9 protein-coding genes and 1 pseudogene are annotated in these 8,406 nt (G+C 31.6%); 5 read left to right on the forward strand and 5 right to left on the reverse strand.

Features of this window, described 5'->3' with window-relative positions; all coding sequences use genetic code 11:
• Positions 1-232 (forward strand): annotated as a pseudogene (locus MK115_RS08565) (SpoIID/LytB domain-containing protein); the annotation flags it as partial.
• 3 nt (positions 233-235) lie between these two features.
• Here MK115_RS08565 and truB read toward each other — a convergent pair.
• On the reverse strand, positions 236-1,159 hold the full coding sequence (gene truB / locus MK115_RS08570; protein WP_287610753.1) for a tRNA pseudouridine(55) synthase TruB: 924 nt from the start codon (positions 1,157-1,159) through the stop codon (positions 236-238).
• A gap of 142 nt (positions 1,160-1,301) precedes the next feature.
• Here truB and MK115_RS08575 point away from each other — a divergent pair, with 142 nt between their 5' ends.
• Positions 1,302-1,976, forward strand: a complete 675-nt coding sequence (locus tag MK115_RS08575; protein WP_287610754.1) for a class I SAM-dependent methyltransferase — start codon at positions 1,302-1,304, stop codon at positions 1,974-1,976.
• On the opposite strand, the gene rpmA is transcribed toward MK115_RS08575, so the two are convergent.
• Positions 1,969-2,229: a 50S ribosomal protein L27 gene (gene rpmA, locus MK115_RS08580; RefSeq protein ID WP_011863458.1), complete on the reverse strand. Its 261-nt coding sequence runs from the start codon at positions 2,227-2,229 to the stop codon at positions 1,969-1,971. The genes MK115_RS08575 and rpmA overlap by 8 nt on opposite strands.
• Positions 2,230-2,238: 9 nt before the next feature.
• Complete coding sequence (rplU, locus tag MK115_RS08585) at positions 2,239-2,679, reverse strand: 50S ribosomal protein L21 (protein WP_287610756.1); 441 nt, start codon at positions 2,677-2,679, stop codon at positions 2,239-2,241.
• A 143-nt stretch (positions 2,680-2,822) separates the two neighbouring features.
• On the opposite strand from rplU, the gene kaiB reads away from it, so the two are divergent.
• Complete coding sequence (kaiB, locus tag MK115_RS08590; protein WP_025913788.1) at positions 2,823-3,140, forward strand: circadian clock protein KaiB; 318 nt, start codon at positions 2,823-2,825, stop codon at positions 3,138-3,140.
• Positions 3,141-3,209: 69 nt separating this feature from the next.
• Positions 3,210-4,739: a circadian clock protein KaiC gene (gene kaiC / locus MK115_RS08595; protein WP_287610757.1), complete on the forward strand. Its 1,530-nt coding sequence runs from the start codon at positions 3,210-3,212 to the stop codon at positions 4,737-4,739.
• 5 nt (positions 4,740-4,744) lie between these two features.
• Here kaiC and MK115_RS08600 read toward each other — a convergent pair whose 3' ends face one another.
• Positions 4,745-6,802, reverse strand: coding sequence for a HAMP domain-containing sensor histidine kinase (locus tag MK115_RS08600; RefSeq protein WP_287610758.1), 2,058 nt, complete (start codon positions 6,800-6,802; stop codon positions 4,745-4,747).
• Between the two features lie 4 nt (positions 6,803-6,806).
• The gene (gene purD, locus MK115_RS08605) at positions 6,807-8,138 is read right to left on the reverse strand and encodes a phosphoribosylamine--glycine ligase (protein ID WP_287610759.1); all 1,332 of its coding nucleotides are present in this window, start codon (positions 8,136-8,138) and stop codon (positions 6,807-6,809) included.
• Positions 8,139-8,271: 133 nt separating this feature from the next.
• On the opposite strand from purD, the gene MK115_RS08610 reads away from it, so the two are divergent.
• Positions 8,272-8,406 (forward strand): phosphoribosylaminoimidazolesuccinocarboxamide synthase (locus MK115_RS08610; RefSeq protein ID WP_287610760.1); only part of this gene is annotated, 135 nt, incomplete at its 3' end.

Below are 8,406 nucleotides of genomic sequence, written 5' to 3' on the forward strand. Positions count from 1 at the left end.
ATTAGGTCTCAAAAGTAATTTTGTGAGATTTAAATTTTTTGAGGAAGAATTAAACAACAATACTCCGCAAAAAAAAGGGTTGATAGTTTTTGGACAGGGATCAGGTCATGGAGTAGGAATGAGTCAATGGGGTGCTAAATATCTGGCTTCTAGCGGTCAAAAAGCTGAAAGAATATTAAAGCATTTTTATAAGGGTGTTCAGATTAAACCTTTTAGAAAAGATTACCTATAGAAGTTATTTAGCATTAAGGACTAATTTTGGATTTATATTAGATTGATCTTTATTTAAGAAGCCAATCCCAAGTAGTGTTTGTTTTTTATCTATTACTTTTATGGGTTTTTTGTAGTCAAAAGATTTGTTTTCCTGGAAGTAATTAATATCAACTTTAATTGCTCTTCCTGTTTGCCAAAAATTGATTTGTTCTTCATTACTTAAGACAAATGTTGAAATGTGATTAAGAGCAGAAATTGTTGGAATAATAAAATTTTTCGAGTTTTTTTTTCCTTTTTCTTTTTCGATATCAGATATTTTTATCGAGTTTTGTTCATCAAAGCCACAAGCTGAAATTCTTTTTAGTTGTAGAAGGCAACCTTCGGAATTAAGAATTTCTCCTAAATCTCTTGCAATTGCTCTTATGTATGTGCCAGCTGAACATTTGATTTTTATTTCTATGATTCCGTTTATTTGGTCCCATTTCATTAAAGTAAGTTCGTCTATTTTTACTTCTCTTGGTGCTAATTCAAAAATTTCATTCCTGAAAGATTTTTTATAAGCTCTCTCACCATTAACGTGCACACTAGATACTTTCGGCGGAATTTGTTTAATAATTCCTCTAAATCTATTTAAGTATTGATCTAATTTTTCATCACTGATTTTAGGCCAACTTTTTTGATTAATTATTTCTCCGTGAATATCATCAGTGTTAGTTCTTATCCCTAATTTAATTTGTCCTATGTAAGTTTTACCCTGAGGAAGATATTGAATAAATCTTGTTGCACTGCCTATCGCGATTGGTAATGTTCCTATAACTTCTGGGTCAAGAGTTCCTGTGTGACCGACCTTTTTCGTATTAAGTAACTTCCTTATTTGTTTAACACAATCATGTGAAGTACATCCTTTATCTTTATTAATTACTAAGAATCCATCTTTAGTTTCCATTTTTAATATTAAGAATACTTTGAGAAAGATTTATAACCATTCTATGATTTTGGTATTGGAAATTTAGAGTAAGAAATTGAAAAACAATAATTTTATTTTAAAAGAGTTTTTAGACAATGCTTTTAATTTGAAATCACATTTAATGGAATACTTATCTATTAGAGAATGTGATTTAGATGGATTCCTTGCAAATGCAAAGATGAATTTGGCAAATTCACATCCTGGAGATGCTTTGAATGATGTTTCAGATTTTTATACTGAAATAGTTGGAGATCGGCATGTAGCTGATTTAGCTGCTTGGCATATCACAAGCAAGGACTACATCGCTGATACTTTAAAACTTCAGCAGAGATTTTCTAGAGATTTGGTTTTAGATTTTGGAGGAGGTATTGGAACGCATGCCTTAGCTAACGCTATGTCTTCAAAAGTTGAGCATGTTTTTTTTGTAGATATTAATGAGACAAATAGAAACTTTGTTGAATACAGGGCAAAGAAATTAGGAGTCGAAAAAAAACTTACTTTTTGCAAGACAATTCAAGATACACAAATATCTAAATTTGATACGATAGTTTGCCTTGATGTTTTGGAACATCTTGCTGATCCAGCTTCACAAATTGAGATTTTCAATGAGTTTATGGATCCTAATTCTATTGCTTTATTTAATTGGTATTTTTTCAAAGGAGAAAAAAATGAATATCCGTTTCATATCGACGACATTCAAATTGTTGAAAAGTTTTTTGAGACTCTTCAATCAAATTTTTTAGAAGTATTTCATCCTATTCTTATAACTACAAGAGCTTATAAGAAAATTAGATAACTATATTAACTCTTTTTCTATTTCTTAAATTTCTTTTAATGCTTTCGAAACTTACTGTTCCTTCTTTGAGTGCAAAAAGGGTGTCATCTTTACCTTTTCCGACATTGATACCAGGCAAAAAGGATGTACCTCTTTGGCGAATTAAAATTGATCCAGCAGTTACTTTTTCTCCTCCATAAGCTTTAACACCCAATCTTTTGGAATTTGAATCTCTTCCGTTTCTAGTAGAACCTGTTCCTTTTTTATGTGCCATTAGAAGTGTTTAATTTGTAGATTTTTCGGATTTTGGTTTAGTTTCCTTTTTAACAGTTTCTTTTTTTGAAGAAGACTTAGGAGTGCTTTTACCTATTGATATAGATTTTACCATAACTCTTGTAAGTTCTTGTCTGTGTCCCATCTTTCTTCTTGTCTTTTTTTTCGGACGCATCTTGTATACAAGAATCTTCTTATCTCTTTTATGAGAGACTACTTCTAATTCAATTTTTGCGTCTTTAACGTAAGGTTTACCAACACTTATTGAGTCCTTATCCTTCAAAAGTAAAACTTTTTCAAGTGTTATCTTGTCTTTCTCTTTTGCATTTAACCTGTCTATGTCATAGTATCTATCAACTTCGAACCAAAATTGTTGACCTGAAGTTTCTGCTATTGCATACAATTCATTACTTTCAGAAGAATTGTTTGAGGAGTTTTTAGAATTTGTCATATCTTAAAGACGCTATTAGGCTCAAATTAATAATTTGATTAAGCCCAATAAGCAATCATAATAGTTTGTTTATTTTCTTATTTTGTAGTGTAATAAGTCAAGGGTTGTTTTAAATCTTTTATATCTATTCAGGAACTATAACGATGGCAGCAAGGAAAACATATATTTTAAAACTCTATGTTGCTGGAAATACTCCTAATTCAATGAGAGCTTTAAATACCTTAAGAGAAATTTTAGATAATGAATTCAAGGGAGTTTATGCTTTGAAGGTTATCGATGTACTTAAGCAACCACAACTTGCAGAAGAAGATAAAATTTTAGCCACTCCTACGTTAGCTAAAATTTTACCGCCACCAGTTAGAAAAATAATAGGTGATCTTTCAGATAGAGAGAAAGTTTTAATTGGTTTAGATCTACTTTTTGATGAATTAACTGAAACTGAATATAGTGGAGATAAATAATATATAAACCTTCTAAAATTAAAAATAAATTCAAAATTTATTTTATTTTTGTTTAATTAGCACAAAACTATGAATGATAAGAAATTTGGCAAATCAAATAAAATGCAAGTACAAAAATTACCAACTGGAATAGAAGGTTTTGATGATGTTTGTAGGGGTGGGTTGCCTGTATCTCGAAGTACACTCGTTAGTGGTACCTCAGGAACTGGTAAAACTGTTTTTTCTCTGCAATATTTACACCATGGAATTTGTAATTTTGATGAGCCTGGAATCTTTGTAACATTTGAGGAATCACCCTTAGATATTATTAGAAATGCCGCAAGTTTTGGTTGGGATTTACAAGAATTAATTGATCAAAATAAACTTTTTATTTTGGACGCATCTCCTGATCCTGATGGTCAAGATGTGGCTGGTAACTTTGACTTGTCTGGTCTTATTGAGAGAATTAGTTATGCAATTAGAAAATATAAAGCTAAAAGAGTTGCAATAGATTCAATAACTGCTGTCTTTCAACAGTATGATGCTATTTACGTTGTTAGAAGGGAAATATTTAGATTGATAGCAAGATTAAAAGAAATAGGTGTGACAACAGTTATGACTACAGAAAGGGTGGATGATTACGGACCAATTGCTAGATATGGTGTAGAAGAATTTGTATCTGATAATGTTGTCTTATTAAGAAATGTTCTTGAGTCAGAGAAGAGAAGAAGAACTCTAGAAGTTCTGAAGTTAAGAGGTACTGTACATATGAAAGGTGAATATCCATTTACTATGGGAATGGATGGAATAAGTGTGTTTGCCTTAGGAGCAATGAGATTAACGCAGAGATCCTCAAATATTAGGATTAGCTCTGGAGTTAAAGATCTTGATGATATGTGTGGTGGAGGATATTTTCAAGATTCCATCATTCTCGCCACTGGAGCTACTGGTACAGGCAAAACAATGCTTGTATCAAAATTTGTTGAAGATGCTTATAACAATAATGAAAGAGCAATACTTTTTGCATATGAAGAATCTAGGGCTCAATTGCTTAGGAATGCTACTAGCTGGGGTATAGATTTTGAAAAAATGGAAAGTGATGGATTATTAAAAATTATTTGTGCATATCCTGAATCAACTGGTTTAGAGGATCACTTACAAATTATAAAAACGCAAATTAATCAATTTAAACCAAAAAGAATGGCAATTGATTCTCTCTCTGCATTAGCCAGAGGTGTAAGTTTGAATGCATTTAGACAGTTTGTAATTGCTGTTACTGGTTATACAAAACAAGAGGAGATAGCAGGCTTTTTTACTAATACTGCAGAAGAATTTATGGGAAGTCATTCTATAACTGATTCTCATATCTCAACAATTACAGACACCATATTGTTGCTTCAATATGTAGAAATAAAAGGTGAGATGGCACGAGCTTTAAATGTTTTTAAAATGCGGGGATCATGGCATGATAAACGAATAAGAGAATTTATCATTACAAATAGTGGCCCAGAAATAAAAGATTCTTTTTCTAATTTTGAACAAATATTTAGTGGTGCCCCTCACAGAGTTGTGCCTGATCAAAATGTTCAAAATGTTTTTAAAGGAATAGATAATAATTAGATTATTTATTTAATTTCAGAACTTGGAAAAGAATCTGAATTATTAATAGCTTTTGTCAATAATTCATCTTTATCAGATTGTGCTAAGGCTAAATCAAACCAGAAAGTTGTTCCTACTCCTAATTCACTAGCCATACGAATCTCCCCACCATGTTTTTCAATTATTCCCCGCACTATAGATAAACCTAAACCGGTTCCTTGCTCAGTATGAACAGAATTCTCTACTCTATAAAAACGATCAAATATCTTTTCTTGATCAGCCTGAGATATTCCTGAGCCAGTATCAGCAATCTCAATTCTTACTTTTGGAAGTGGTGAAACTAATTCACATTGAGGGGCTGCATCATTTTTAATACTTGGAGGGAAAGCAGGACAGGAATCTGGCCAAGTATAAGCTCTTATAATTAGGGAGCTGTTTTTTGGACTAAATTTCAATCCATTTCCTAGTAAATTATCAAAAACCTGTAAAAGTAAATCAAAATTTCCAAGAATTGGAGGAATAGTTTCCTCTATATCATGAGCTAATGAAACATTTTTTTCTGTAGCATTAAGTCTATAATTTCTAAGAGTCTGTTCTATTGCTGGTTTTATGTCCATTTGCTCTAGCTGAACAATTTTCCCAGACTCCAATCTTGATAAATCTAATACATCATTTACAAGTCTTGTTAACCTATCAGTCTCTGAATTTGCAATTCCCAAAAATTCTATTTGTTCTTCATCAGAAAGCTGATCTTTTAAATCATGTAAGGTCTCTACATAACTTTTGATATTAAAAAGTGGTGTCCTTAATTCGTGCGAAACATTACTAATAAATCTATTTTGTGCCGCGTTAAGTTCAACTTCTCTAGTTAAATCTTGGATTGTTACAGCAATTCCTTTTAATTCAACTTTATTTGTATCTAAAACTGATTGCAAGACAATTCTTAAGGTTCTTGCTGGTTCTCCTAAACTGAATCTTAAATCGTCCTTCTCCTTTTCCCTGTTTAAAATAGATTCTATATTTGTATGTAAGTCGTTAGATAAAATTTCGGGGATTTCATTTAAAAAATGTTTACCTTCTAGAAATCTTCCTTCCCAACGAAATAATCTCTTTGCTGTTGGATTAGTAAGTACAATCTTGCCTTGTGAGTCCAATAATATTGCACCATCAGCCATTGTAGCTATTAATGATTGCTGCTTGATTTGTGCCGCTTTTAGTTCTTCTATATTAGCTTCATCATAATTTTCTAACTGTGTTGCCATTCGGTTAAATCCATTTAAGAGTTCTCCTAGATCACCTGTCATGGGTAAAGAAATTCTGGATTTAAAATTTCCTCTTGAAATTTCTCTAACACCTCTTACTAACTCTCTGACGGGTCTTGTAATAGTTAGTGCATTAAATACAGCTCCAAGTATTACTAAAACCCAAATAGAGATAAAAACTGCAATGGTTACTTCTCTAGTTAAGGCAGCACTGGCTAGTGCTTTTTTATTAGGGGTGACTCCCAAAGCTAAAGTTCCAAGATATTTGCCTTTCCACAACATTGGGACAAATACATCTGTTACTTGACCTTGAGGTGTCGCATGCTGCCTAACCAAAGGGAATTGTGGTCTCTTTTTCAATTCTGAAGGTAGTTTTAATTTTCGAGTGAGCTGAAACTGACTGTCTGAGCTTGTTGGTGTTGCACTGATCGGTATCCCAAGTTGAACAATATCTTCAGCATCAGTAAAGAATATATAACGCAGGTTTCGACTTGATCTCCAAAACTTTTCAGCTACATTTGAAATTTCTTTTTTTTGGTTATTAGCAACTAATTCTGTAACATTCCCAGATAACAATAAGCCAAGATCTCGAGCATATCTAGTATCATTCATACCTGCATCTCTTTGAATACTATTTAATGCAAAAAAAGTTATTCCTGTCATTAGGAGGCTTACGACAAGAGTTGCTATGGCTAATAACTTTGTTCTTAAGCTGAACCCACTCCACCAAGCGAGGAGTCCATTAATCCAATAGTTATTATTCATATCTTCATTATCAGTGATGTTATATTTTCTACTTTCTCGATTATTGGTATCCACCATAAGCTTAATTCTCCTTAGAAAAGTTTTTTCTCACTTGATGACCTATGTCATTTCTAAAGTAAATACCCTCAAAATGAATTTCTTTTAAATTTTTGTATGCTTTTTCAAAAACCGTATCGAAGTCTTTATCTTGACAGACAATACTTAAGACTCTTCCTCCAGCAGTTAATAATTTCCCACTTTCACTAAAAGAAGTACCTGAATCAAAAATTTGACAATCATTTGAATCAATCTTACCTATTTTTATTTGATAGCCAGTTTTATATTCGTGAGGATAACCTTTGGAGGTCGCTATTACACAACCACTAACTTTATCAGAAGTATTAATTTTTTCATCACCAGTTAAATTTCCCATTGAGCATTTTTCTAAAAGAAATACAAAATTTTGATCCATCAAGGGCATTATTGTTTGGCATTCTGGATCACCAAATCTGCAATTATATTCTATAACTTTGGGCCCAGATTTTGTGATCATTAACCCAAAATAAATTACGCCTCTATAGTCAATATTTCTTTTATTTAGTTCATTTATTGTAGGTTCAATTATCTCTTTGATAATTCTATCAAGGTAATCTTCTGTTAATAATGGGGCAGGAGAATAAGCCCCCATACCTCCTGTATTTGGACCTTTATCTTTTTCATTAAGTCGTTTGTGATCTTGGGCCGTTGGAAGTAATGTATATCTCTTTCCATCGCATAAAGCAAAAACTGAAACTTCTGGCCCTTGAATTTTTTCTTCTAGAACAACTACATTCCCAGAGTTGCCAAATCTACCATTAAAAATTGTCTCTGCTGCTTTAAAGCATTCATCTTTTGAATTAGGAATAAAAACACCTTTACCTGAAGCTAGACCATCAGCTTTTACTACAAGTGGAATTGATGATGAATTAATAATTTTTTTGGCTTCTTCTAGAGAATTGACTTTCCAAAAGTTTGCAGTTGGAATATTTGCGTCTTGCATAAATTCCTTCGCCCAAGATTTGCTAAATTCTAATTTTGCTCCATCTTTATTAGGACCAAATACTTTAAAATCTTTTTTGCGAAGAAAATCAGCTAATCCATTTGCTAGAGGTATTTCTGGTCCAATTACAACTAAATCTATCTTAAAAAAATCAAGCTTTTCGACTAGTTCATTTTTATTATTTATATCAATTTTTATTCTTTCACATTTATTTATTCTTTCTGAACCAGCGTTACCAGGTATTAAATAAACTTTTTTAACTAATTCATTTTTTTGAATAGCCCAAGCCAAAGAGTTTTCTCTCCCGCCATTTCCAATTATTAAAATATTTTCTAATCTAATAAAGTTCCTAGAACTAGGTGAATTAATTCCCATATATTTGTTTTTTAAGGTTATGAGGTTTCGATGAATAATCAGTTAAAATGAAATAAAATCATTTGAAGTTGATCTCTAATAATTATGTTAATTACAAAAAGTACTTTAGTAATCATAATGAGGTTTTAAGTTAATGAATAATAAATATGAGTTGATTTATGAAGGCAAAGCAAAAAAAGTATTTACTCATGATGATGCAAATAAAGTAAAAATTGAATTTAAAGATGATGCTACAGCTTTTAATGCAATGAAAAAAGAAAAATTTGAA

Source organism: Prochlorococcus sp. ALOHA_ZT_50, from assembly GCF_022447305.1.
GTDB lineage: Bacteria > Cyanobacteriota > Cyanobacteriia > PCC-6307 > Cyanobiaceae > Prochlorococcus_A.